Raw genomic sequence first — 21,706 nt, 5'->3', positions numbered from 1 at the left:
CAGGACACGGCCACGTACCCCCCCGACACGAACGATGCCGGGAACACCTGGGGCGCGACCGTGGCGACGACGCTGTAGATGAAGGCCGAGCCCGTGCCCAGGCCGATCAGCGTCCACATGTTGGGACTGCGGTGGACGATGGACTGCGCGCCGCGCACGAAGAAGGGCCAGCCGGCCCACAGCACCACAGGCAGGGTGACCGCGAGCTCGATCCAGTTCTGCGGGCCCCGGTCGAACAGCGCCATGCGGTGCCCGAACATGGCCAGCACGAAGACCACCAGCGTCAGCGGCAGCGTCCAGTCGAAGCGCCGCTGGAAGTCCTGGAGTTCCTTGTTTTCGTCCTCGCCCGCGCTGGGCATCGCCAGTTCCAGGGTCATGCCGCACTTCGGGCAGTTGCCCGGCTGGTCCTGCCGGATCTCAGGGTGCATGGGGCAGATGTAGACGCCTCCGGGCTGGTCTGCGGCATTGCCGGCACCGGGCCGGGGCTTTCCAGCGGGCGCGCCCGGCCCGTGAGGGAGGTCGGGGTGCAGGACCTCGGCGATCATGTCCAGATCCCGCCGGTCACTTGCGCCTCTTGATCACGATCCACGCCAGCAGTCCCACGATGACGACCAGCAGGATCGGAATCCAGACCCCGCCGTAGCCACCCATCCAACCGCCGTACCAGCCGCCGCCGTTCATCATGTGTCCGCCCTGCCCGTGCGCCAAGCCTGCGCCCAGGGCAAGGGTCAGCGCGGCGGGAATGGCGAGTATTGATTTCATGCGGTCTCCGTACTTCGTTGTCGGGTGGGTCGAACCCGACGTACCGAAGGCCACATTGCGCCACGCGGCCCGGCCTGTCTGTGCGAGGGCGAACGCACGACATCGGCGAGACCGGGCGCGGACCGCGGTGCTATGACGGCGCCATGCCGTCGGGATCGGATTCAGCCGTACCCCTTCCCACCGCGGTGCGCGCGCGCAGCAGCCAGACCGGCGCCCAGCCGAATCGGACGATCGCGAGATCCTGCAGGTCCTTGGATGGGCGAAGCATGGTGTTCCGGCTTTGCAGGGGTTGCGGCACGCCAACTTGCGCTCAGGGTGACGAGATGTCGGTGCGCTACCGCAGGGGGCATGGCGATGGACCATTCGCCGACGAACGCTTCGAGTGGCCGGTGGCTGTGTGCGGTATCGAACGGTTCCTTTCGATTCAAGGGCTCAGGCTCGGCCCCAAGGGTCGAAGCGAGGTCGCTTGAAGGCACTGCTGCTGAAATACTGGGATCGCCTGCGGTCCAGCTTCTGGTTCGTGCCAGCGGCCATGGCCTGCCTTGCGGCGGCGCTGGCCCTGTCTGCCGTCGCGATCGACGAGGCCACGGGCGACGACTGGCTGCAACGCCTGGGCTGGAGCTATTCCGGTGGTGCCGAGGGGGCCAGCCTGCTGCTGGGCACCGTGGCCGGGTCGATGATCGCCATCGCCGGGACCGTGTTCTCGATGACGCTGGTGGCGATGTCGTTGGCTTCGTCGCAGTTGGGTCCGCGCCTGCTGCGCAACTTCATGCGCGACACCGCCAACCAGGTGGTGCTGGGCACCTTCGTGGCCACCTTCGTGTACTGCCTGCTGGTGCTGCGCACCATCCGCCGCGCCGACGAGGTGGCCTTCGTGCCGCATCTGTCGGTCAGTATCGGCGTGCTCCTGGCCATGGTCAGCATCGGGGTGCTGATCTACTTCATCCACCATGTCTCGGTGTCGATCCAGGCGGATGAGGTCATCGCCCACGTCGGCCGGGAACTGGACGATGGCATCGACAGGCTGTTTCCCGGCCACTTGGGCCAGCCTGGCAGCGAGACCTCGGACTCGTCAAACACGGCCGGGCTGCCGGCGGCGTTCGCGCGCGAGGCCCGTCCCCTGGGCGCGGCCGAAGACGGCTATCTGCAGCTGGTCGATGGCGACGCCCTGATGGCGCTCGCCAGCCGGGAAGACCTGCTGCTGCAGCTGGAGCGTCGGCCCGGGCACTACCTGGTCAAGGGCCAGACCATGGTCATGGTCTGGCCCGGGGATCGTGTCACTGACGCCCTGGTGGACCAGTTGAACGATGCCTTCGTGTTCGGCAACCAGCGCACCGCCACCCAGGACGTCGAGTTCTCGTTGCACCAGCTGGTCGAGATCGCCGTGCGCGCGCTGTCCCCGGGCATCAACGATCCGTTCACGGCCATCGCCTGCGTGGACCGCCTCGGGTCGGCCCTGTGCCGCCTGGCCCGCAGGGACGCTCCGTCACCGCTGCGCTACGACGATGAAGGGCGGCTGCGGCTGGTGGCACCAGGGTCTAGCTTTGCGGGTATGGTGGACGCGGCCTTCAACCAGATCAGGCAGAGCGCCCGGTCGAACCCGGCCGTGGCGATTCGCATGCTCGATGTCATCGCCCAGATCGCCGGCCGCCTGCAGCACACACGGGACGCAGCCTGCCTCCAGCGCCACGCCGGCATGATCGTCACAGCGGCGCGGGACGCCGTGCCAGAGGCGGATGATCGGCTCGCCGTCGAAGCGAGCTTCGCGGCAGCTGACCAGGCGCTGCGCAGCCTCCACGGCTAGCGCACCAACAGTTGCGACGCCGCTGTATGTGCGCTGTCGCACAGACCCGGTCACGCCCGCTGCGCAGACTCCAAGAGCGCCCCACGGCTGCTTGTGGGCGGCCGTCATCGTCCCGGGTCGTGTGGCATGCCGATTTCGCTGCATTCCGCGGCAGACATCGCCGATGTGCCATCGGTTGAACCAGGGCCCGAGCGCATGAACCGAGAAACCGCAGTCCCACAGGCCGGCGTCGTCGTGGCGGTGCGCGGTAGCGTGGTGGACATGCGCTTCGATGGGGGCCTGCCGGCCATCCATTCGCTGCTGCGCGCTGGCGATGGCGGCGGCGTCGCCATCGAGGTGCTGGCCCAGCGCGACGCGCGGCACGTGCGCGGCATCGCGCTGAGCCCCACCCAGGGCCTGGCTCGGGGCATGCCCGTCGTAGACACCGGCGCTCCGCTGCAGGCGCCCGTCGGCAAGGCCATCCTCTCGCGCATGTTCGACGTCTTCGGCAACACCATCGACCGCGAACCCGCACTCGCCGACGTGTCATGGCGATCGGTACACCGCCCACCGCCGCCGCTGGTGCGCCGCTCGACGAAGTCCGAGGTCTTCGAGACCGGCATCAAGGCCATCGACGTGCTCACGCCGCTGGAGCGCGGCGGCAAGGCCGGCCTGTTCGGCGGTGCCGGCGTCGGCAAGACGGTGCTGCTGACCGAGATGATCCACAACATGATCGGCCATCAGGCCGGCGTGAGCATCTTCTGCGGCATCGGCGAACGTTCGCGCGAGGGCGAGGAGTTGTACCGGGAGATGCAGGCCGCTGGCGTGCTGCCGCAGATGGTGATGATCTTCGCGCAGATGAACGAGCCGCCCGGTGCGCGCTTCCGGGTCGGTCATGCGGCGCTGACGATGGCCGAATACTTCCGCGACGACGAGCACCGCGACGTGCTGCTGCTCATCGACAACATCTTCCGCTTCATCCAGGCCGGCGCCGAGGTCTCGGGCCTGATGGGGCAGATGCCGTCGCGCCTGGGCTACCAGCCGACGATGGGCACCGAACTGGCGACGCTGGAAGAGCGCATCGCCAACACCGACAGCGGCGCCATCACCTCGATCCAGGCGGTGTACGTGCCGGCCGACGACTTCACCGACCCGGCGGCGGTGCACACCTTCTCGCACCTCTCAGCCTCCATCGTGCTCTCGCGCAAGCGCGCCAGCGAAGGCCTGTTCCCGGCCATCGACCCGCTGCAGTCGAGCTCGAAGATGGTCACGCCGGGCATCGTCGGCGAGCGCCACTACACGCTGGCGCAGGCCATCCGCCGCACGCTGGCCCAGTACGCCGAGCTGAAGGACATCATCGCAATGTTGGGACTGGAACAGCTGTCGCCCGAGGACCGCAAGGTGGTCGCCCGCGCGCGCCGGCTCGAGCGCTTCCTGACGCAGCCCTTCTTCACGACCGAGCAGTTCACCGGCCTGAAGGGCAAGCTCGTCAGCCTGGAGGACGCGCTGGACGGCTGCGAGCGCATCGTGGCCGACGAGTTCAAGCACCTGCCAGAGAGCGCGCTGTACATGATCGGCGCGGTGGACGAAGCCACCGTCAAGGCAAAGGCAACCGCCAAGCCATCGGCCCAGCCCGAGTCCGCACAGCAGCCCGCCAAAGAGGAGGTGCATGCCGTCGATGACGCTTAGGGTGTTGCTGCCCTTCGAGATCTTCGCCGACGAATCGGACGTGGCGAGCATCGTCGTGGAAACGGCGCAAGGCTCGTACGGCCTGCTGCCGCGGCGGCTGGACTGCGTCGCGGCCCTGGTGCCGGGCATCCTGAGCTACGTCTCGGCAGCGCATGGCGAGGTCTTCGTCGCCGTGGACGAAGGCGTGCTCGTCAAGACCGGCCCGACAGTCGTTGTCTCGGTGCGGCGTGCGCTGCGCGGCACCGATCTGGCCCGGCTGCGCGACACCGTCGAACGGGAGTTCCTGACGCTGGACGCGCAAGAGGAAGAGATGCGCACGGCCATGGACCGGCTGGAGACCGGCTTTTTGCGGCGCTTCGCGACGCTGATGGAGCGACCGTGATGCATCAGGACCCGAAGCGCACGCCGCCGGGCCCGGCGCGCCCAAACCTGGCCGACCAGGTCGGCGCCAAGGCAGCGCGCAAGCTCAAGGCGCGCCGCAGCGGCACACCCGGGGTCTGGTTCGGCCTCGGGATGATGGGCTTGATCGGCTGGTCGGTCGCTGTGCCGACGCTGCTGGGCGCTGCGCTCGGCCTGTGGCTCGATCAGCGGTATCCCGGCGGCCGCACCTGGACGCTGGCGCTGCTGATGGCGGGCCTGGCCCTCGGTTGCCTGAACGCCTGGCACTGGGTGTCCAAGGAAGACCAGGCGATGCGCGATGAGCAGGATGACGCTGATGGCTGAGCATCTCAGCGACGCAGGGGTCTGGTTGGTTGCGCTGCTGGCGGGCGGGCTGCTGGGCGGCGTCTTCTTCGGTGGCCTGTGGTGGACGGTGCAGCGGGCGGCGGTCTCGGCGGTACCGGCACGCTGGTTCCTCGGCAGCCTGGTCGCTCGCACCACCTTCGTGCTGGCCGGCTTCTACGCCGTAGGCGGGGGGCAAGCGGTGCGGCTGGGGCTGTGCCTGCTGGGCTTCGTGCTGGCAAGGGCCATCGTCCTGCGTGTCACACGACCGCCCGCCGCCGTGATGGGGCCACCATGCGCCTGACCCCGGATGCCTGGATCTTCTGGCAGCACGGCTTCTTCAAGCTGAACGCCACCATCGTGTTCACCTGGGCGCTGATGGCGGTGCTGACGATCGGCGCTGCGCTGATCACGCGCCGTCTGGCCACGGGCCACGAACGCTCGCGCTGGCAGAACCTGCTGGAGATCGTCGTCACCGCCATCGTGGGCCAGATCGAGGACGTCGGCCTGAAGGAGCCGCGCCGTTACCTGGGCTTTCTCGGCACCTTGTTCCTGTTTCTCGCGGCGGCGGCGCTGGCCACCGTGGTGCCGGGCTACGAGCCGCCCACGGCGTCGCTGTCCACCACGGCGGCGCTGGCCCTGTGCGTGCTGGTGGCGGTGCCGCTGTTCGGCATCTCTGGGCAGGGCCTGGGCACCTACCTGAAGTCGTATGTGCGGCCGACGCCGATCATGCTGCCGTTCAACCTGATCAGCGAGGTCTCGCGCACGCTGGCGCTGGCCGTGCGCCTGTTCGGCAACATGATGAGCGGGGCGATGATCATCGCCATCCTGCTGTCGATCACGCCCTTCGTCTTCCCCATCGTGATGACGGTGCTGGGCCTGCTCACCGGCATGGTGCAGGCCTACATCTTCACCATCCTGGCGGCGGTGTACATCGCCGCCGCCACGCGCAAGTCCAGCATCGGCAAGGCCAAGCCCAAGGCCGAACCGGCTGCGGCGGACTGAGCCGCTGCGCCTTGCCCCGCTCAACTCGCTAGGAACATCTCATGGACTCACTCACCTGGATCGCCGTCGCATCGATCGTCATGGCCGGTCTGACCACCGGTTTCGGCACCATGGGGCCAGCGTTGGCCGAGGGCAGGGCGGTGGCGGTGGCGCTGACCTCTTTGGCCCAGCAGCCCGATGCCTCGGCCACCATCACCCGCACCCTGTTCGTCGGCCTGGCGATGATCGAGTCGACGGCCATCTACTGCTTCGTGGTGTCGATGATCCTGATCTTCGCCAACCCGTTCTGGAATGCCGCGGTCGCAGCCGCCACCCAGGCGGCCGGGAAGTAGATCGTGCTGATCGACTGGTTCACCGTCGGTGCGCAGCTGCTGAACTTCCTCATCCTGGTGTGGCTGATGAAGCGATTCCTGTACCAGCCGGTGCTTGACGCCATCGCGGCACGCGAGCAGAAGATCGCCACCGAGCTGGCGGACGCCGCCACGACGCGCGCCGAAGCGAAGACGCAGCGCGACGAGTTCAGGAGGAAGATCCAGGACCTCGACGAGCAGCGCGCCGAGCTGCTGCGTCAGGCCAAGGATGCAGCGAAGATCGAGCGCGAGCGCCTTCAGCTCGAGGCACGCGAAGCGGCCGATGCCGCCCGCGCGCAGCGCGCCATGGCGTTGTTGACCGAGACGCGGAACCTGCACGTCGAGATCACGCGCCATACGCAGCGGCAGGTGTTCGACATCTCGCGCCGGGTGCTTGGCGACCTGGCAGGCATGGGGCTGGAGCAGCGGATGTGCGAGGTCTTCATCCAGCGCGTGCAGGCCCTCGAAGGCCCCGCGCTGGCCACGCTCGGTGCGGCGCTCAAGGGGATGTCCGATGCGGAGCCGGCACGGGTGCGCAGCACCTTCGAGCTGCCGGAAGCGCAGCGTGCCGCGGTCCAGTCCACCTTGGACGCAACGTTCGGGCATCGGATCCCGCTGAAGTTCGAGGTCACCCCCGAGCTCGTGAGCGGCATCGAGCTCAGCGCGCAGGGGCAGAAGCTGGCCTGGAGCGTCGAGGGCTACCTCAGCGCGCTGTCGCTGGGCCTGGAGCCGCTGCTGCCCAAGGCCGGGGGCGCTGGTCACCCACTCTGAAGGCAGACCAGGCCCGAGCGGCCGCCGCCGGTCGCCCGTGTGTGCGGCAGCGCACAGACCACCCCCATGCCAGCGCTCTACAAGCAACCGGGCAGGCGGTCGCCTGGAGCCGGCTGCCGATTGCACTTCCCGAGGGAACCGATGAACATCGTCACAAGGCCCATGGGCCTGGCGCGCCGTGAAGCACAGGCCCCGCCGAAGGGATTCGCGTCGCCGTGCGCATGCTGAGGTGGCTCGCGAGCCTTTTGCTGGCGGCCCTCGGCCTGATGGGGGTGGCCGCTCATTTCGCTGTCGCGGAGCCAGCGGCAGCTAGGCCGATCGTCTACGTGCTGCCCATCGAGGGCGTCATCGACCTCGGCTTGTCGCCTTTCGTCCAGCGTGTCATCCAAGAGGCCACCGAGGCCGGCGCGGCGGCGTTGATCCTGCAGATCGACACCTTCGGCGGCCGTGTCGACGCGGCCGTACAGATCCGCGATGCCTTGCTCGACACCCCGCTGCGCACCGTCGGATTCGTCAACAAGCGCGCCATTTCCGCGGGCGCCCTGATCGGCCTGGCCACCCAGACACTCGTGATGGCCACCGGCAGCACCATCGGTGCCGCAGCGCCAGTGCACACCGGGGCGTCCGGTGCAGAAGCGAAGCCGGCGGACGAGAAGACGGTGTCGTACGTGCGCAAGGAATTCCGCGCCACCGCCGAGGCCCGCAAGCGGCCGCTGCTGCTGGCCGAGGCCATGGTCGATGCCGACGTCGAAGTGCCCGGTGTCGTGAACAAGGGCAAGTTGCTGACGCTCACGACCGAAGAGGCGCTGAAACACAAGCTCGTGGACTTCCGTGCCGACACGCTGCAAGGCGTGCTGTCGCAGCTGGGCCTTGAAGGCGCGCAGGTTCGCGCCGCCTCGCCGCACTGGGCCGAAATGCTGGTGCGCTTTCTGACCCATCCGGTGTTGAGCTCGCTGCTCATCTCCATCGGCATGCTGGGTATCGTGCTCGAGATGCGAACCCCCGGCTTCGGCCTCGCAGGGGCGCTGGGTGTGGCCAGTCTGGCGCTGTTCTTCTGGGGCCATTGGTTGGTGCAGCTGGCGGGCTGGGAAGAAATGCTTCTTGCGGCGGTGGGCCTGGCGCTGCTGGTCGCGGAAGTCTTCTTCATCCCGGGTTTCGGCATCGCGGGGGCGCTTGGCATCACGGCGCTGCTGGCTGCGCTCGTGCTCAGCATGACCGGTACCGGGGACACGGCGGCGGTCATCGCTCAGGCGGCGTGGCGTGTGGTGATCGCCTTGCTGGTGGCGCTGGGGGTGGGCATCGCCCTGCTGCGCGCCATGCCGCGCATGCCCTTCGCGCGCCGCCTGGTCCTGGCGTCGGACCTCGGCACCGGTCCGGCCCACGGCTCGGCTCCGCTGTCCGATCAACGCTGGTTGGGCAAGCAGGGGCGCGCGGCTTCGGCCTTGCGTCCCGCCGGCATCGCCGACATCGACGGCGAACGGGTGGATGTCGTCTCGGACGGTGAACTCGTCGAACGCGGCGCGACCATCCAGGTCACGCACGTCGATGGCAACCGCATCGTGGTGCGGCGGGCGCACGTCACACCCTCCGCCCCCGGCTCACCGAAAGAGGAATGAACCATGAATGAACTGCTGCCAGGTCTTGTCGGGAGCTTCGGCGTTTTGGTGGCCGTGGTCGCCGCGCTCGCCTTGCTGCTCTATCTGGTGCCCTTGCCGCTGTGGATCGCGGCCTGGGCCTCGGGTGCCTATGTGGGGCTGTTCACCCTGATCGCGATGCGCCTGAGGCGCGTGCCACCGGCCACCATCGTCACGGCGCGCATCAGCGCCGTGAAGGCCGGCATCGAGCTGTCCATCAATGACCTGGAGGCGCACTTTCTGGCCGGCGGCAACGTGACACGGGTCGTCAACGCCATGATTTCGGCCGACAAGGCGAACATCCCGCTGCCCTTCCAGCGTGCCGCGGCCATCGACCTGGCCGGGCGCAACGTGCTGGAGGCGGTTCAGATGTCGGTGATCCCGAAGGTGATCGAGACGCCCCGCATCGCTGCGGTGGCCAAGGACGGCATCCAGCTCATCGCCGTGTCGCGTGTGACGGTGCGCACCAACATCGACCGGCTGGTGGGCGGCGCGGGCGAGGAAACCATCATGGCGCGCGTCGGCGAAGGCATGGTCAGCACCATCGGTTCGGCCAGGAGCCACAAGGACGTGCTGGAGAACCCGGACCACATCTCCAAGCACATCCTGTCCAAGGGCCTCGACGCCGGCACCGCCTACGAGATCCTGTCGATCGACATCGCCGATGTGGACGTGGGCGAGAACATCGGTGCCAAGTTGCAGATCGACCAGGCCAATGCCGACAAGCAGATCGCCCAGGCCAAGGCCGAAGAGCGCCGCGCCATGGCCGTGGCGCTGGAGCAGGAGATGCGTGCCCGCGTCGTCGAGGCCGAGGCCGAGGTGCCGCGTGCCATGGCCGAGGCCTTCCGCGCCGGCCACCTGGGCATCATGGACTACTACCGCATGCAGAACATGCAGGCCGACACCGCCATGCGCGAGGAGATCGCCGGCACCGGCGACGAGTCGCCGAGCGAAACGAAGAAGTAGCGGGGCTCCCATGCGCGGCCTTCCCCAGGAACTGCTCATCGCCTTCATCTTCGGCGCCGTGATGCTGGTGCAGCTCGTGTTCAGGCTGTGGCGCAGGAGGGCGGCGGCGCGGCAGCGGCCGCTCGAGCCCGAGTCGCAGCGCGTGCCGGCGCCCTTGCCGGTGCCGTCGACGGGTGCACGGGCAACGCTCGAAGCGGCGACTGTCACTCCATCACGTGCGCCGAGCTCCATGGCGGCCGGGCTGATGCTGCAGCCAGCGCGCCGCCCGCGCCGCTTCTCGCGCCAGGCGTTGATGCCCGACCGTCGCGCGGTGCGGGATGCCGTCGTCATCGCTGCCATCCTGCGGCCATGCCATGCCCACCTTCCGCACGGTGACGTTTGATCGGCAGGTCGTGACTGTCCTTGCGTGAGAACCGACCTGCAAGGCCTCGGCACACTGCAACGGGCGGTGCTGGACGCGTTCGACGGCATTCGGCAGCGGCTCGATGCGTTCGAGCCGCAGCTGGTGCCACGCGAAGTGGGCACGCTGGCCAGCGTGGCCACCGGCATCGCGCGCGTTCACGGGCTGCCGCAGGTGGGGTTCGACGAACTGCTGGAATTTCCCGGCGGCTTGTCGGGCATCGCCTTCAACCTCGATGCGGACGGCGTCGACGTCGTGCTGCTGGGCGACTACGCCCACCTGCAGGCCGGGCAGGAGGTGCGGCGCACTGGGCGCGTGATGGACGTGGCCGTGGGCGATGCCTTGCTGGGTCGTGTGATCGATCCGCTGGGCCGTCCACTCGACGGCCTGGGGCGCGTGGCGACGAACCAACGCCTGCCCATCGAGAGGCCGGCGGCGGCCATCATGGACCGCGCACCAGTGACCGAGCCGCTGCAGACCGGCCTGAAGGTCATCGATGCGCTGATCCCCATTGGTCGCGGGCAGCGGGAACTGATCCTTGGCGACCGCCAGACCGGGAAGACGGCGATCGCCATCGACGCCATCTTCAACCAGCGCGACACCGGCGTGCTGTGTGTGTACTGCGCCATCGGCCAGCGCGCTTCCGCGGTGGCCAAGGCGGTGGCGAACCTGCGCGAGAAGGGCGCGCTGGCCTACACCGTGGTGGTGGTGGCCGAAGGCAACGACGCGCCGGGCCTGGCCTACATCGCCCCCTATGCCGCCACCAGCATCGCCGAGCACTTCATGGAGTCGGGCCGCGACGTGCTGATCGTCTACGACGACCTCACCCACCACGCCCGCGCCTACCGCGAACTGTCGCTGTTGCTGCGCCGGCCGCCCGGGCGAGAGGCCTTCCCGGGCGACATCTTCTACATCCATTCGCGCATGCTCGAGCGCGCCACGCACCTGAACGACGAACGCGGCGGCGGCTCGATGACGGCGCTGCCCATCATCGAGACCGAGGCGCAGAACATCTCGGCCTACATCCCCACGAACCTGATCTCCATCACCGACGGGCAGATCGTACTGTCGCCGTCGCTTTTCGAACTGGGCGTGCTGCCGGCCATCGATGTCGGCCCGTCGGTCTCGCGCGTGGGCGGCAAGGCGCAGCGCGTGGCCTACCGCGCGGTGGCGGGCGATCTGAAGCTGGCTTACGCGCAGTTCGAGGAACTGGAAACCTTCGCCCGCTTCGGCGCCCGGCTGGACGACGACACGCGGCAATCCATCGCGCATGGCAAGCGCATCCGCGCCTGCCTGGGCCAGGCGGAGTTGTCACCGGTGTCGGTGCCAGCGCAGATCGCCATCCTGCTGGCACTGAACGCGGCGCTGTTCGACCCGGTGCCGTTGGACCGCATGGCCGCGGCCCAGCGTGCCGTGGAAGACGCGGCCCACGCGATGCCCGACGACGTGGCCGAGCGGCTTGCCGGCGCCGAAGCGCTGACCGATGCCGATCGCCAGCAAGTCACCGATGCCGCCCGCCAGGCCCTTGCACCCTTCCTGGCCGAGCCGGAGCCCGAACCGGCTCCGCCCGAGTCCGGGCCGCCCGTACCGAACCACGCACCGAAGGAAGCGACATGAAGACCACCCACCTGCCCGACACCCTCACCCCCGCCAGCCTGGCCGAACTGGTTTCGTTCGCAGGCCGGCCCTGCCTGTCGCTCTACCAGCCGACCCACCGCCGCCATCCCGACAACCAGCAGGACCCGATCCGCTTCCGCCATCTGGTGAAGGCGCTGGAGACATCGCTGCTGCAGCAGCACAAGGCCGGTGCCGTCCGGGACCTGCTGGCGCCCTTCGAGGCGCTGGCGCAGGACCACGACTTCTGGAACCACACGCAGGACGGCTTGGCCGTGCTGGGCGCACCGGGGCGGTTGCGCGTGTTTTCGCTGCAACGGTCGGTGAGCGAACTGGCCGTGGTGGCCGACAGCTTCCACACCAAGCCGCTGCGGCAGGTGCTGCAGTCCACCGATCGCTACCAGGTGCTGGCGCTGAGCCGCGACCGGGTTCAACTCTTCGAAGGTGATCGTCACGCGCTCGATGCGGTGGCTCTGGCGGACGGCGTGCCGGCGACGATGGATGCAGCGCTGGGCGACGAGCGCACCGAGCCGCACAGCACGGTGTCGTCGTATGGCGGCATCGGCGGTGGCCACGGCGCCATGCACCACGGCCACGGCGGCAAGAAGGACGAGATCGACGGCGACGCCGAGCGCTTCTTCCGCGCAGTGGACCGCGCCGTGCTGGAACACCACTCGCGCCCGTCGGGCCTGCCCTTGATGCTCGCGGCCTTGCCCGAACACCACCATCGGTTCCGCGCGCTCAGCCACAACCCGTTCCTGATGGCCGGTGGTCTGATGGTCGACCCGCAGAGCCTGGCGCCCGACGCCTTGTGCCTGCGCGCATGGGAGGTGGTGGCACCGCAACAAGAGGCGCAGCAGGCCGCATGGCGTGAGGCCTACGCGGCCGCCGCGGCCAAGGGGCTGGGTAGCGAGGACCTGTCGCAGGTCGCCCGTGCCGCCGTGGCCGGCCGCGTGGCGACGCTGCTGGTCGAGGCCGAGCGCCAGGTGACCGGCCGCATCGATGGGTCGACCGGCCGCATCGATCCTGCCGAGCTCGGCCACCCGCGCGCGGACGACGTGCTCGACGACCTGGGTGCGCTGGTCGAGAAGATGGGCGGCCAGGTCCACGTGTTGCCCGCCGATCGCATGCCTTGTCGCACGGGTGTGGCGGCGAGCTTTCGGCATTGACGCCGCGCAGATCCCGAATCCAACAGGAGAACCCCTTGAAGATCCAACTCAACACCGACGTCCACATCGACGGCAACGAAGCGCTCGCCGCGCAGGTCAGCGCGACGGTCGAGCAGGCACTCGATCGATTCAGCGAACACATCACGAGGGTCGAAGTGCATCTGGCCGACGAGAACGCCGGCAACAACGGGCAGAAAGACCATCGCTGCATGCTGGAAGCCCGTCTTGAAGGTCGCCAGCCGGTGGCCGTGACGGCGCACGCCGCCACGCTGGAGCAGGCGGTGCAAGGTGCGGCGCAGAAGCTCGCTCACCTGCTGGACAGCACGCTGGGGCGGCTGCATGAACATCGCGGCCAGCACGGCGAGCGCACGTCCGATCCGACCTTGCCCGGCACGGAACCCGCGCCGCGCTGAAAGCCACCGATGGCCACGACGACGACCGCCTTGCGCCGCCAGATCGGCAGCGCCAGCGGCCTCAAGTCCGTGGTGCGCACGATGAAGGCCTCGGCGGCGTCGGCCATCGGCCAGTACGAGAAGTCGGTGGCCGCACTTGCCGACTACGCGCGCACGGTCGAACTCGGTCTCGGCGTGTGCCTGCGCGCGGCCGATCCGGACGGCGCCCACGCGGACGCTGGCCCGACACTGCCCGAAGATTCCGTGGTCCATGCTGTCGTGTTCGGCTCCGACCAGGGGCTGGTGGGCCGGTTCAACGAGGTGGTGGTCGACCATGCGATGGCGCACCTCGGTGAGTTGCCTGCGCAAGCCCAGGTCTGGGCAGTCGGCGAGCGTGTGCGGGCCCGGCTGCTCGACGCCGGCCTGCCACCCGTGGGGTCGTTCCCGGTCCCGGGATCGGTGGAGCTGATCACGCGACTCGTCGGGCAGATCCTGCTGAAAGTGCAGGTGTCAGACGGAACAGGGGGCGGTGACCGGCAGGCTGGCACGCTGATGCTCTTTTACAACCGGCCGACCGGAGCCAGCTACGAGCCCGTGAGCCAGCGGCTGCTGCCGTTGGACGACCACTGGCAGCGCGACCTGACCCGCCGGCCCTGGCCCACGGCCCGATCCTTGACCCCATTGCCGGAAGTCCTCGGCACCGGCCGTCAGGCGCTGCGCGCCTTCATCCGTGAGCACCTGTTCGTCTCGCTGTTCCGCGCCAGCGCCGAGTCCTTGGCCAGCGAGAACGCCAGTCGGCTTGCCGCCATGCAGCGCGCCGATCGCAACATTGGCGAATTGCTCACCGATCTCCATGCCAGGTTCCATCGGACCCGCCAGAGCGGCATCGACGAGGAGCTGTTCGACGTCATTGCCGGGTTCGACGCGATGGCGCCCCAGGGATGACGCATCTCGATGACGCGGTATGTTCGGTGACGTACAGATGGGCAGGGCCGCGCGCGCTACCTTTGTCCATTGCTTATCAGCTGGGGGCCTTGCATGCCGATGTCGAGCTCTGCCATCTACAACTACATCGTCCGTGAGTTGGCCCCCAGCGAACATGAGCCGGACGAGGCTCCGATCACCATCGTCTGCGAACCGCTGGACGTGCCGGGCAGCTCGGGTGCCCGCGGCGCGATGTCCATGCGCCTGAAGGCGGGAACGACACCGGAAGAGGCGCGGGCCATCGCGAGCACGCTGCAGGCCAGGGTCAAGGGCTTGTGCCAGCTGGAGGCGTCGAGCGACGAAGCCGGATGAGCACGGCAGGCGCATTGCCGCTCCATGGACCTGCCACGACAGCAGGGGCGACAGACCAGGCGACGCCGGGCAAGGCCGTTGCAGCACCCATCCCAGGGAAGCTCGGCCTGGGCCTGTTGGTGGCGCTGGTCGTCGGCTCGATCATCGGCAGCGGAATCTTCGGCCTGCCGCAGAACATGGCCGCCGGCGCCGGTGCCGGCGCCATCCTGATCGGCTGGACCATCACCGGCATCGGCATGCTGCTGCTGGTGCGTGTGTACCAGATGCTGTCGCTGCGCAAGCCCGAACTCGACAACGGCGTCTACGCCTATGCCCGCGCACTGTCTGGCGAGTACGTCGGCTTCAACTCCGCCTGGGGCTACTGGGTCAGCGCCTGGATCGGCAACGTCGGCTACCTCGTTGCGGCCTTCGGCGCTTTGGGCTACTTCTTCCCGGTGTTCGGCACCGGCAATTCACCGGCAGCCATCGCGGGCGCCTCGCTGGTGCTGTGGGGCATCCACTTCATGGTGCTGCGCGGCATCCAGGGCGCTGCGGTGCTGAACGCGGTGGTCACGGCGGCCAAGATCGTGCCGCTGCTGCTGTTCATCGTGCTGGTGGCCATGGCCTTCCAGCTCGACACCTTCCGCCTCGACTTCTGGGGCGACGCCAAGCTCGGCTCGGTGCTCGACCAGGTCAAGAGCACGATGCTGGTGACGGTGTGGGTGTTCATCGGCATCGAAGGCGCCAGCGTGTATTCGGCGCGGGCCAGGAAGCGCGAGGACGTGGGCCGCGCCACTGTCATCGGCTTCCTGATCTGCCTGCTGCTGCTGATGTCGGTGTCGCTGCTGTCGCTGGGCGTGTTCAACCAGCCTGCGTTGGCCGGCCTGAAAAACCCGTCGATGGCGGGCGTGCTGGAAAGCGCCGTCGGCACCTGGGGCGCGGTGCTGATCTACGTCGGTCTGATCGTCTCGGTGGGCGGCGGTTTCCTGGCCTGGATGCTGCTGGCCGCCGAGTCGCTGTTCACGCCGGCCGGCGGCGGCGTGATGCCGAAGTGGCTGGCGCAGCCCAACGACAAGGGCGTGCCCGCCAATGCGCTGTGGCTGACCAACGGCATGGTGCAGCTGTTCCTGGTGCTGACATTGTTCTCCGAGGCGTCCTACCTGGCGCTGATCTCGCTGTCGACCGCGATGATCCTGCTGCCCTACCTGTTCAGCGCGGCCTACGGCATCTCGCTGGCCTGGCGGGGCGAGGGCCCCAGCGACGCGCGCCACCGCAGCGACTTGCCCGTCGCTGCCGTCGCCACGCTGTACTGCGTGTGGCTGCTGTACGCCGCGGGCTTCAAGTACCTGCTGCTGAGCGCCTTGCTTTATGCGCCAGGCGTAGTGCTGTACGCCTGGGCCAAGCGCCAGCGCCACGAGCATGTGTTCACGGTCTGGGAGTGGGCGATCCTGGCCACGCTGGTGGCACTGGCAAGCGTGGCGGCGGTGCTCCTGGCCACTGGACGGCTCGGCCTGTGACCATGGCGAAGGGTTTGAACTCCGAAGTCGGCCGCCTGCGCCGCGTGCTGGTGTGCCGGCCCGGGCTGGCCCAGCGGCGCCTGACGCCGGCCAACTGCAGCGAGCTGTTGTTCGACGACGTGCTGTGGGTGTCGCAGGCGCGAAATGACCACGATGCCTTCACCAACGCGATGGTGAACCGCGATGTCGAGGTGCTGGAGTTACACGAACTGCTGGCCACCACCGTGGCCGACCCGGTTGCACGCACCTGGCTGCTCGACCGCAAGCTCGGGCCGGGCACCGTCGACACCGAGCTGACGCGGCAGCTCCGGCCGTGGCTGGAGGCCCTGCCGCCGCTGCGGCTGGCCGAGCACCTGATCGGCGGCCTGGCGCGCGCCGAACTGCCATTCGAACCCGAAGGCCTGCTCGCGCGCTATGCCGCCGCGACGGATTTCCTGCTGCCGCCGCTGCCCAACACGCTGTTCAGCCGTGACAGCAGTTGCTGGATCGGTGACGGCGTGGTGCTCTGCCCGATGTACTGGCCCGCGCGCCGGCAGGAGACGCTGCTGACCGCCGCGGTCTATCGCTTCCATCCTCTGTTCGCCGGCAAGGTGACCACCTGGTGGGGTGACCCGGACCAGGACCACGGCGGCGCCACGCTGGAGGGTGGCGACGTCATGCCGCTGGGCCAGGGCGTGGTGCTGGTGGGCATGGGCGAGCGCACATCGCCACAGGCCGTGAGCCAGCTGGCGCGTGCGCTGTTCGCGAAGGGGGCTGCCAGCCGCGTGCTGGCAGCGCAGATTCCGAAGTCGCGTGGTGCCATGCACCTGGACACCGTGTTCACCTTCTGCGACGTGGACCTGGTGACGACCTTCCCGGAGATGGTGGACGCCATCCGCGTGCACAGCCTCCGGCCCGCAGAGCGCGAAGGCAGCCTCGACGTGCGCACCGAGACGGAACCTTTCCTCGACGTGGTGGCTTCCGCGCTCGGCCTGCCGAAGCTGCGCTCGGTGGCCACCGGCGGCGACGCCTGGCAGGCCGAACGCGAGCAATGGGACGACGGCAACAACCTGCTGGCACTGGCACCGGGGGTGGTGATGGGGTACGCCCGCAACACGCATACCAACACCCTGCTGCGCAAGGCCGGCGTCGAGGTGATCACGATCTCGGGCTCCGAACTGGGCCGTGGCCGCGGCGGCAGCCACTGCATGTCGTGTCCGATCGAGCGCGACCCAATCTGACTTCCGACCACGACGAGGCATCCATGAGCTTCAACCTGCGCAACCGCAGCCTGCTGGCGTTGAAGGACTTCGCGCCCGATGCCATCCGCTTCCTGCTCGACCTCGCGGCCGAGCTCAAGCGCTCGAAAGCCGTCGGCAACGAACTGCCGCGCCTGAAGGGCAAGAACATCGCCCTGATCTTCGAGAAGCCGTCGACGCGCACGCGCTGCGCCTTCGAGGTGGCCGTGCACGACCAGGGAGGGCATGTCACCTACCTCGATGCCGGCAGTTCCCAGCTGGGCCACAAGGAATCGCTGAAGGACACGGCCCGCGTGCTCGGGCGCTACTACGACGGCATCGAGTACCGCGGCTTCCACCAGAGCGTGGTCGAGGAACTGGCGCGCTTTGCCAGGGTGCCGGTGTGGAACGGGCTGACCGACGAAGCGCACCCGACGCAGATCCTGGCCGACCTGATGACGATGCAGGAGTTCGGCGAGAAGCCGCTGCACGAGCTGAGCTTCTGCTACCTGGGCGATGCCAGCTTCAACATGGGCAGCTCGCTGATGGTGGGCGGCACGCAGATGGGCATGGACGTGCGCATCTGCTCGCCCGCCGCGCTGCAGCCGCCGGCCGAACTGGTGGCACAGATGCGAGAGCTGGCCCGCAGCACCGGCGCGCGCATCACGCTGGAGACCGAGCCGCTGAAGGCCGTGGCAGGTGTGGACTTTGTCTACACCGACGTCTGGGTGTCGATGGGCGAGGACGACGCGATGTGGAAGCAGCGCATCGACCAGCTGCTGCCCTACCAGGTGACGACCGCCCTGATGCAGGCCACCGGCAAGCGGCGCGCTCGGTTCATGCACTGCCTGCCGGCATTCCACGGCCTGGACACCGAAGTCGGCCGCGAGGTGCACGAGAAGTACGGCCTGAGCGAGCTCGAGGTCACCGACGAGGTGTTCGAGTCCGACGCCTCGATCGTCTTCACGCAGGCCGAGAACCGCCTGCACACCATCAAGGCGGTGCTCGTGGCCACGCTCGGATGACAAGCGAATGAACACAGGTGGAGTGCCGACAGGCGCCGACCCCGCACCGCTGACTTGCCGTGGCGCAGCCGCGCGGCCCCGGCGCAACCAACCCAACCAAGGAGCCTTTCCATGAAATTGCTACCGATCCCGTCACGCAGGACGGTCATGACTGCCGCGCTAAGCCTGGTGGCCCTGCTCGGCGCCTGCGCGAGCAAGGGCATCTCGCCGGTGGCCGAGCTGACCACAGCGCGCGCCTCCATCGCACAAGCCGAGAGCGCCGGTGCCCTGGATGCTGCACCCGTCGAGTTGCTGGCCGCGCGCGACAAGCTCGGCAAGGCCGAGGCTTCCGCACGCGCGGAGCGCTTCGACGAGGCGCGGCGCCTGGCCGCACGTGCCGAGGCCGACGCCGAACTCGCGGAACGCAAGGCGCGTGCTGTGAAAGCTCAGGCGGCCGCGACCGAACTCGCTCGCAGCAACGACTTGCTGCGCGCGGAGATCGAGCGCAAGACCACCCGGTGAGCGCGTCGCAGCGCTCGCATCGCCATCTACCCATCCTGCAGGACACGACCGCCATGAACAGTTACCGCACCTCCCGCTACCACCTGGCATTGGCGGCTGTTGCCGCCGCCACTTTGGCGGCTTGCGCTTCCGCACCGACCCGCAATGCCGTGCTCGACGACGCGAAGGCTGCCTATGACCGCACTGCCAGCGACCCACAGGTGGCGCGCAGTGCGCCCGTGGAGTTGCGCAAGGCGCAACAGGCGTTGCAGCAGGCGCAAGCAGCGCTGCGTGATGGCGACGATTCGTCGGCCGTCGAGCACTATGCGTATCTCGCCAGACAACGCACGGAGGTTGCGCTGCAGGCCGGCAAGATCGCCGAAGCCGAGCAGGCGGTAGCCGACGCATCGCTCGAGCGCGACAGCATCCTGATCGACGCGCGAACACGCGAGGCCGAAAGAGCGCGCGCGGCCACCGAGGCGCAACGCGGCCAGGCTGACGCCGCACGCAAATTGGCTGACGAGCGGCTGGTGGCTGCACAGACTTCGCAGGCGCAGGCGGCAAGTGCCCGCGCGCGCGCCAAGACCCTGGAAGAGCAGCTTGCCGAACTGAAGGCCAAGCCGACTGAGCGCGGCATGGTGCTCACACTGGGAGACGTGCTGTTCGATACCGGTCGCGCTCAGCTCAATCCGGGAGCGGCGCATACGTTGGACCAACTCGCTGCGTTCATGAAGGAACATCCGGAGCGCACGATCGCGATCGAGGGCTACACCGATGCCGTCGGCAGCGAGCAGTCGAACCAGATGCTTTCGGAGCGACGTGCCATCGCGGTGAAGAACTCGTTGGTCGACCGCGGTATCGCGCCCAGTCGCCTCTCGGCGCGGGGTTTTGGCGAAGCCAAACCCCTGGCGAGCAATGACCACGCCGCAGGCCGGCAGCAGAACCGGCGGGTCGAGATCGTCTTCCCGGACAACGGTTGACTCGCGCGCGTGAATGCGGTCCGCCAGCGCCACCGACGAGACATGCCGCGATCCATGAAGGCCGTGCTCGTGGTCACGCTCAGACAACACGTGCTCGAATGACGGCTGTCCAATCACCGGTCCACCAGACATGAAGCTCGTCGTGGCGCTGGGCGGCAATGCGCTGCTGCGGCGCGACCAGCCGCTCACGGCCGAGAACCAACTGGAGAACATCCGCCACGCCGCCGCGCAGTTGGCCCGGGTGGCTGCAGACCACGACCTCGTGCTGACGCACGGCAACGGTCCGCAGGTGGGGCTGCTGGCGCTCCAGGCCGCCGCCTATGTCAAGGTCGAGGCCTACCCGCTGGACGTGCTGGGCGCGCAGACCGACGGCATGATCGGCTACCTGCTGGAGCAGGAGTTGGCCAACCTGCTACCGGCCACGCGCACGGTCACGACGCTCATCACGCGGGTGGAGGTCGATCCGCAGGACCCCGCTTTCAGGCATCCGACCAAGCCGATCGGACCGATCTACTCGAAGACTGAATCCGAGCGCATCGCCGCCGACAAGGGCTGGGTCATGGCGGCGGACGGTGAGGCATTCCGGCGCGTCGTGGCGTCGCCGCAGCCGCTGCGCGTGCTGGGCCTGCAGGCCATCCGTTGGTTGCTCGAGCACGGCGCGCTGGTCATCGCCGCCGGTGGCGGCGGCATCCCGGTGGCGCGCGACAGCGCAGGGATGGACCTTCAAGGCCTGCACGGCGTGGCCGCGGTGATCGACAAGGACCTGTGCAGCAGCCTGCTGGCGCGCGAGCTGCAGGCCGACGTGCTGGTCATCGCCACCGACGTGGCGGCGGTCTTCCTGGACTGGGGCCAGCCGACGCAGCGCGCCATCGGCAAGGTGACCCCTCAGGCCCTGGCCGGCCACGACTTCGCGGCCGGTTCGATGGGCCCGAAGGTCGAGGCGGCCCGGGCCTTCGTGCTGGCCACCGGCCATCGCGCGGTGATCGGTTCGCTCGACCGGATCGAAGAGCTGATCGCTGGCACTGCGGGCACCCAGGTCTGCACGGAGGCGGCAGGCGGTGCCGACACGCCGTGACGCTGTCTGGCCTGCCCGCTGCCTGGTGGGGCCTCGTCAAGCAGGTCGCGACCTCGTGGCTCGACGACTACGTGCCGAGCATGGGTGCGGCGCTGGCCTACTACACGATGTTCTCGCTGGCGCCCTTGCTGCTGATCGTGGTGTCGGTGGCCGGGCTCGTGTTCGGTGAAGACGCCGCCCGCGGCGAGATCCAGGCGCAGCTGCAAGACCTGATGGGCGAAGCCGGCGCGGGCGCGGTGCAGGGTCTGCTGGCCAGCGTGCGTGAGCCGGCCGAGGGCCTGACGGCCACCGCCGTGGGCCTGGTGCTGCTGCTTGTCGGCGCGACCACGGTGTTTGCCGAACTGCAGGACGCGCTCGACCGCATCTGGCGCGTGCCGGGACGGCTGCGCAAGACCGGCTGGCTCACGCTGGTTCGCGCCCGCCTGATGGCCTTCGGCATGATCCTCGCAGTGGGCTTCCTGCTCATCGTGTCGCTGGTCACCAGCGCCATGCTCGCTGCCGTGGGCCGGCGTCTGGGCCCGGTGTTCGGCGGCTGGCAGACGGTGGTGGAGACGGGCAATGCCGTCGGTGGCTTCCTGCTCGTGGCCTTCATGTTCGGTCTGATCTACAAAGTCATGCCGCGCCAGCGTGTGCTGGCCTCCGACGTATGGCTCGGCGCCTTGCTCGCGGCATTGCTGTTCACGGGCGGCAGGTTCGTCATCGGCGCCTACATCGGCCGCAGCGGCGTTGCGTCGGGCTTCGGTGCAGCCGGTTCGCTGGTGGTGGTGCTGCTCTGGGTGTACTTTTCAGCGCAGATCCTGCTGGTGGGTGCGGAGTTCACCTGCGTCTACGCCCGCACCTTCGGCTCCCGGAAGAGGGCGCCGCCGGATCACCACTGACGCT

General features: G+C 68.6%; 25 protein-coding genes and 1 pseudogene. 23 read left to right on the top strand and 3 right to left on the bottom strand.

What is annotated here, in order from left to right; genetic code table 11:
- Positions 1–5: 5 nt before the first annotated feature.
- The 3 genes and pseudogenes from Q0599_RS12415 to Q0599_RS12405 all read right to left on the bottom strand — a co-directional run.
- Positions 6–437, bottom strand: a pseudogene (locus tag Q0599_RS12415) (heavy metal-binding domain-containing protein); the annotation flags it as partial.
- A 124-nt stretch (positions 438–561) separates the two neighbouring features.
- Positions 562–762: a hypothetical protein gene (locus Q0599_RS12410; protein WP_298829865.1), complete on the bottom strand. Its 201-nt coding sequence runs from the start codon at positions 760–762 to the stop codon at positions 562–564.
- A 130-nt stretch (positions 763–892) separates the two neighbouring features.
- Positions 893–1,030 carry a hypothetical protein gene (locus Q0599_RS12405; RefSeq protein ID WP_298829863.1) on the bottom strand — a complete coding sequence of 46 codons (138 nt, stop codon included), beginning with the start codon at positions 1,028–1,030 and terminating at the stop codon, positions 893–895.
- Between the two features lie 198 nt (positions 1,031–1,228).
- Here Q0599_RS12405 and Q0599_RS12400 point away from each other — a divergent pair, with 198 nt between their 5' ends.
- From Q0599_RS12400 to Q0599_RS12290, 23 genes are all read left to right on the top strand, one after another.
- Positions 1,229–2,566, top strand: coding sequence for a DUF2254 domain-containing protein (locus tag Q0599_RS12400; protein ID WP_298829861.1), 1,338 nt, complete (start codon positions 1,229–1,231; stop codon positions 2,564–2,566).
- A 195-nt stretch (positions 2,567–2,761) separates the two neighbouring features.
- Positions 2,762–4,234: a F0F1 ATP synthase subunit beta gene (atpD, locus tag Q0599_RS12395; RefSeq protein ID WP_298829859.1), complete on the top strand. Its 1,473-nt coding sequence runs from the start codon at positions 2,762–2,764 to the stop codon at positions 4,232–4,234.
- Positions 4,224–4,616, top strand: coding sequence for a F0F1 ATP synthase subunit epsilon (locus tag Q0599_RS12390; RefSeq protein WP_298829857.1), 393 nt, complete (start codon positions 4,224–4,226; stop codon positions 4,614–4,616). The genes atpD and Q0599_RS12390 overlap by 11 nt, the downstream gene beginning before the upstream one ends.
- A complete protein-coding gene (locus Q0599_RS12385) occupies positions 4,616–4,957 on the top strand; it encodes an AtpZ/AtpI family protein (RefSeq protein ID WP_298829849.1) in 342 nt (113 codons plus the stop codon). Before Q0599_RS12390 ends, Q0599_RS12385 begins: the two co-directional genes overlap by 1 nt.
- Positions 4,950–5,258: an ATP synthase subunit I gene (locus Q0599_RS12380; protein WP_298829848.1), complete on the top strand. Its 309-nt coding sequence runs from the start codon at positions 4,950–4,952 to the stop codon at positions 5,256–5,258. Before Q0599_RS12385 ends, Q0599_RS12380 begins: the two co-directional genes overlap by 8 nt.
- The gene (locus Q0599_RS12375) at positions 5,249–5,959 is read left to right on the top strand and encodes a F0F1 ATP synthase subunit A (RefSeq protein WP_298829847.1); all 711 of its coding nucleotides are present in this window, start codon (positions 5,249–5,251) and stop codon (positions 5,957–5,959) included. The genes Q0599_RS12380 and Q0599_RS12375 overlap by 10 nt, the downstream gene beginning before the upstream one ends.
- A gap of 41 nt (positions 5,960–6,000) precedes the next feature.
- The gene (locus tag Q0599_RS12370) at positions 6,001–6,291 is read left to right on the top strand and encodes a F0F1 ATP synthase subunit C (RefSeq protein ID WP_298829845.1); all 291 of its coding nucleotides are present in this window, start codon (positions 6,001–6,003) and stop codon (positions 6,289–6,291) included.
- 3 nt (positions 6,292–6,294) lie between these two features.
- The gene (locus Q0599_RS12365; RefSeq protein WP_298829843.1) at positions 6,295–7,080 is read left to right on the top strand and encodes a F0F1 ATP synthase subunit delta; all 786 of its coding nucleotides are present in this window, start codon (positions 6,295–6,297) and stop codon (positions 7,078–7,080) included.
- Positions 7,081–7,301: 221 nt separating this feature from the next.
- Positions 7,302–8,696, top strand: coding sequence for an NfeD family protein (locus Q0599_RS12360; protein WP_298829840.1), 1,395 nt, complete (start codon positions 7,302–7,304; stop codon positions 8,694–8,696).
- Positions 8,697–8,699: 3 nt separating this feature from the next.
- The gene (floA, locus tag Q0599_RS12355) at positions 8,700–9,680 is read left to right on the top strand and encodes a flotillin-like protein FloA (RefSeq protein ID WP_298829838.1); all 981 of its coding nucleotides are present in this window, start codon (positions 8,700–8,702) and stop codon (positions 9,678–9,680) included.
- A 10-nt stretch (positions 9,681–9,690) separates the two neighbouring features.
- Positions 9,691–10,062 carry a hypothetical protein gene (locus Q0599_RS12350; RefSeq protein ID WP_298829837.1) on the top strand — a complete coding sequence of 124 codons (372 nt, stop codon included), beginning with the start codon at positions 9,691–9,693 and terminating at the stop codon, positions 10,060–10,062.
- Positions 10,063–10,086: 24 nt separating this feature from the next.
- Positions 10,087–11,697: an alternate F1F0 ATPase, F1 subunit alpha gene (locus Q0599_RS12345; protein ID WP_298829836.1), complete on the top strand. Its 1,611-nt coding sequence runs from the start codon at positions 10,087–10,089 to the stop codon at positions 11,695–11,697.
- The gene (locus tag Q0599_RS12340) at positions 11,694–12,863 is read left to right on the top strand and encodes a hypothetical protein (protein WP_298829835.1); all 1,170 of its coding nucleotides are present in this window, start codon (positions 11,694–11,696) and stop codon (positions 12,861–12,863) included. Before Q0599_RS12345 ends, Q0599_RS12340 begins: the two co-directional genes overlap by 4 nt.
- A gap of 35 nt (positions 12,864–12,898) precedes the next feature.
- Positions 12,899–13,276, top strand: a complete 378-nt coding sequence (locus Q0599_RS12335) for an HPF/RaiA family ribosome-associated protein (protein ID WP_298829834.1) — start codon at positions 12,899–12,901, stop codon at positions 13,274–13,276.
- Positions 13,277–13,306: 30 nt separating this feature from the next.
- Positions 13,307–14,200 carry a F0F1 ATP synthase subunit gamma gene (locus Q0599_RS12330; RefSeq protein WP_298829833.1) on the top strand — a complete coding sequence of 298 codons (894 nt, stop codon included), beginning with the start codon at positions 13,307–13,309 and terminating at the stop codon, positions 14,198–14,200.
- A gap of 99 nt (positions 14,201–14,299) precedes the next feature.
- Positions 14,300–14,551: a hypothetical protein gene (locus Q0599_RS12325; RefSeq protein ID WP_298829832.1), complete on the top strand. Its 252-nt coding sequence runs from the start codon at positions 14,300–14,302 to the stop codon at positions 14,549–14,551.
- Between the two features lie 89 nt (positions 14,552–14,640).
- Positions 14,641–16,047 carry an arginine-ornithine antiporter gene (arcD, locus tag Q0599_RS12320; RefSeq protein ID WP_298830458.1) on the top strand — a complete coding sequence of 469 codons (1,407 nt, stop codon included), beginning with the start codon at positions 14,641–14,643 and terminating at the stop codon, positions 16,045–16,047.
- Between the two features lie 2 nt (positions 16,048–16,049).
- Complete coding sequence (arcA, locus tag Q0599_RS12315) at positions 16,050–17,267, top strand: arginine deiminase (RefSeq protein ID WP_298829831.1); 1,218 nt, start codon at positions 16,050–16,052, stop codon at positions 17,265–17,267.
- Positions 17,268–17,290: 23 nt separating this feature from the next.
- Positions 17,291–18,289, top strand: coding sequence for an ornithine carbamoyltransferase (gene argF, locus Q0599_RS12310; protein WP_298829830.1), 999 nt, complete (start codon positions 17,291–17,293; stop codon positions 18,287–18,289).
- Positions 18,290–18,400: 111 nt separating this feature from the next.
- A complete protein-coding gene (locus tag Q0599_RS12305) occupies positions 18,401–18,790 on the top strand; it encodes a DUF4398 domain-containing protein (protein ID WP_298829829.1) in 390 nt (129 codons plus the stop codon).
- A gap of 53 nt (positions 18,791–18,843) precedes the next feature.
- A complete protein-coding gene (locus Q0599_RS12300; RefSeq protein WP_298829828.1) occupies positions 18,844–19,749 on the top strand; it encodes an OmpA family protein in 906 nt (301 codons plus the stop codon).
- A gap of 130 nt (positions 19,750–19,879) precedes the next feature.
- Positions 19,880–20,824: a carbamate kinase gene (arcC, locus tag Q0599_RS12295; RefSeq protein ID WP_298829827.1), complete on the top strand. Its 945-nt coding sequence runs from the start codon at positions 19,880–19,882 to the stop codon at positions 20,822–20,824.
- Complete coding sequence (locus Q0599_RS12290; RefSeq protein WP_298829826.1) at positions 20,821–21,702, top strand: YihY/virulence factor BrkB family protein; 882 nt, start codon at positions 20,821–20,823, stop codon at positions 21,700–21,702. Before arcC ends, Q0599_RS12290 begins: the two co-directional genes overlap by 4 nt.
- The last annotated feature ends 4 nt before the right edge of the window (positions 21,703–21,706 follow it).

It is taken from the genome of uncultured Piscinibacter sp. (assembly GCF_937952055.1).
Classification (GTDB): Bacteria; Pseudomonadota; Gammaproteobacteria; order Burkholderiales; family Burkholderiaceae_C; genus Piscinibacter.
Note: the sequence above shows the minus strand (reverse complement) of the source record. Positions and strands in the feature narration are given on the sequence as shown.

What these genes read in the sequence shown, in the direction of transcription:
- Q0599_RS12410 (WP_298829865.1), bottom strand. Translation starts at nt 762, where the DNA reads ATGAAATCAATACTCGCCATTCCCGCCGCGCTGACCCTTGCCCTGGGC.
- Q0599_RS12405 (WP_298829863.1), bottom strand. Translation starts at nt 1,030, where the DNA reads ATGCTTCGCCCATCCAAGGACCTGCAGGATCTCGCGATCGTCCGATTC.
- atpD (WP_298829859.1), top strand. Translation starts at nt 2,762, where the DNA reads ATGAACCGAGAAACCGCAGTCCCACAGGCCGGCGTCGTCGTGGCGGTG.
- Q0599_RS12390 (WP_298829857.1), top strand. Translation starts at nt 4,224, where the DNA reads ATGACGCTTAGGGTGTTGCTGCCCTTCGAGATCTTCGCCGACGAATCG.
- Q0599_RS12385 (WP_298829849.1), top strand. Translation starts at nt 4,616, where the DNA reads ATGCATCAGGACCCGAAGCGCACGCCGCCGGGCCCGGCGCGCCCAAAC.
- Q0599_RS12380 (WP_298829848.1), top strand. Translation starts at nt 4,950, where the DNA reads ATGGCTGAGCATCTCAGCGACGCAGGGGTCTGGTTGGTTGCGCTGCTG.
- Q0599_RS12375 (WP_298829847.1), top strand. Translation starts at nt 5,249, where the DNA reads ATGCGCCTGACCCCGGATGCCTGGATCTTCTGGCAGCACGGCTTCTTC.
- Q0599_RS12370 (WP_298829845.1), top strand. Translation starts at nt 6,001, where the DNA reads ATGGACTCACTCACCTGGATCGCCGTCGCATCGATCGTCATGGCCGGT.
- Q0599_RS12360 (WP_298829840.1), top strand. Translation starts at nt 7,302, where the DNA reads ATGCTGAGGTGGCTCGCGAGCCTTTTGCTGGCGGCCCTCGGCCTGATG.
- floA (WP_298829838.1), top strand. Translation starts at nt 8,700, where the DNA reads ATGAATGAACTGCTGCCAGGTCTTGTCGGGAGCTTCGGCGTTTTGGTG.
- Q0599_RS12350 (WP_298829837.1), top strand. Translation starts at nt 9,691, where the DNA reads ATGCGCGGCCTTCCCCAGGAACTGCTCATCGCCTTCATCTTCGGCGCC.
- Q0599_RS12340 (WP_298829835.1), top strand. Translation starts at nt 11,694, where the DNA reads ATGAAGACCACCCACCTGCCCGACACCCTCACCCCCGCCAGCCTGGCC.
- Q0599_RS12325 (WP_298829832.1), top strand. Translation starts at nt 14,300, where the DNA reads ATGTCGAGCTCTGCCATCTACAACTACATCGTCCGTGAGTTGGCCCCC.
- arcA (WP_298829831.1), top strand. Translation starts at nt 16,050, where the DNA reads ATGGCGAAGGGTTTGAACTCCGAAGTCGGCCGCCTGCGCCGCGTGCTG.
- argF (WP_298829830.1), top strand. Translation starts at nt 17,291, where the DNA reads ATGAGCTTCAACCTGCGCAACCGCAGCCTGCTGGCGTTGAAGGACTTC.
- Q0599_RS12305 (WP_298829829.1), top strand. Translation starts at nt 18,401, where the DNA reads ATGAAATTGCTACCGATCCCGTCACGCAGGACGGTCATGACTGCCGCG.
- Q0599_RS12300 (WP_298829828.1), top strand. Translation starts at nt 18,844, where the DNA reads ATGAACAGTTACCGCACCTCCCGCTACCACCTGGCATTGGCGGCTGTT.
- arcC (WP_298829827.1), top strand. Translation starts at nt 19,880, where the DNA reads ATGAAGCTCGTCGTGGCGCTGGGCGGCAATGCGCTGCTGCGGCGCGAC.